The 809-nt window shown below is 70.1% G+C and carries 1 pseudogene; it reads left to right on the top strand.

Annotated features, from left to right (window positions below):
- Positions 1-233, top strand: a pseudogene (locus tag FJV41_RS49380) (hypothetical protein); the annotation flags it as partial.
- Positions 234-809: the final 576 nt, after the last annotated feature.

The following is an 809-nucleotide window of genomic DNA, read 5'->3' as shown; positions in this document are numbered from 1 at the left end:
TGGCGGTGCAGCTCTTCGAGCGCAGCCTGGAAGTGGCCGTGAAGGGGCTCGCCGTCGGAGCTGGGAAGCCGGGGGCTCGCTACCTGGGGGCGGCGGAAGTGCGCTGGCGGTTCCTGGGAGGGAAGTTCTACGCGCTCGGGACGGGCGGCACGCTGTTGTTCCCCACGACGGACGGGACGTTGCGGCCTGGCGCCTTCGCATCAGTGGGGCTGGGGGTGGACAATGCGCGCTAACGCCCTGCTGCTTGCCGTGGTCCTGCTGGCCACGGGATGTGCCTCCGTGTCGCGCGCTCCCGGGCGTGGTGGAGCCCTTGGCTTCGCGCCGCGCGTGTCTGGTGGGGAGCCCACCCGGGAGCCCCGGCACATCAGCCCGCCACGTGCGATGGCCTCGTCCTCGGACGACGACGAGCGGAAGCGGCGCCATCGGGTCTTCCGCGAAGACACATCAACTGGGGAGGACAGCACCGTAGGGGTGGCCGCTGGAGGAGCTGTCGCGAGCCTGCCTCTGAATTTGGATGCGTGGGAGTCTCTGCTGACGAACGCGGGACTTGCGGCGCGGGACGAGCGTCCGATTCCGGGCGGCCCGCTCACTCCGACCCAGGCCACGCGGCTCCTCGAGACTCTGCTGGGGAAGGACGTGACTCTAGGCCAGTTCCCGGCACGTCTCGCGGTGGGCTTCATGCTGCGCGAGGTGCTGGGTTCGGGCGAGGTGTCGCGCGCCGAGCTGGTGCGGCGGGTTGAGCGCTTCAATCATCTGGCGGTACTTCGGCCCGACGGGTGCCTCGCGTGGGTGAGCAATGGCAGGACGCA

Origin of the sequence: Myxococcus llanfairpwllgwyngyllgogerychwyrndrobwllllantysiliogogogochensis (assembly GCF_006636215.1) — a bacterium.
Taxonomy (GTDB): Bacteria; Myxococcota; Myxococcia; order Myxococcales; family Myxococcaceae; genus Myxococcus; species Myxococcus llanfairpwllgwyngyllgogerychwyrndrobwllllantysiliogogogochensis.
Note: the sequence above shows the minus strand (reverse complement) of the source record. Positions and strands in the feature narration are given on the sequence as shown.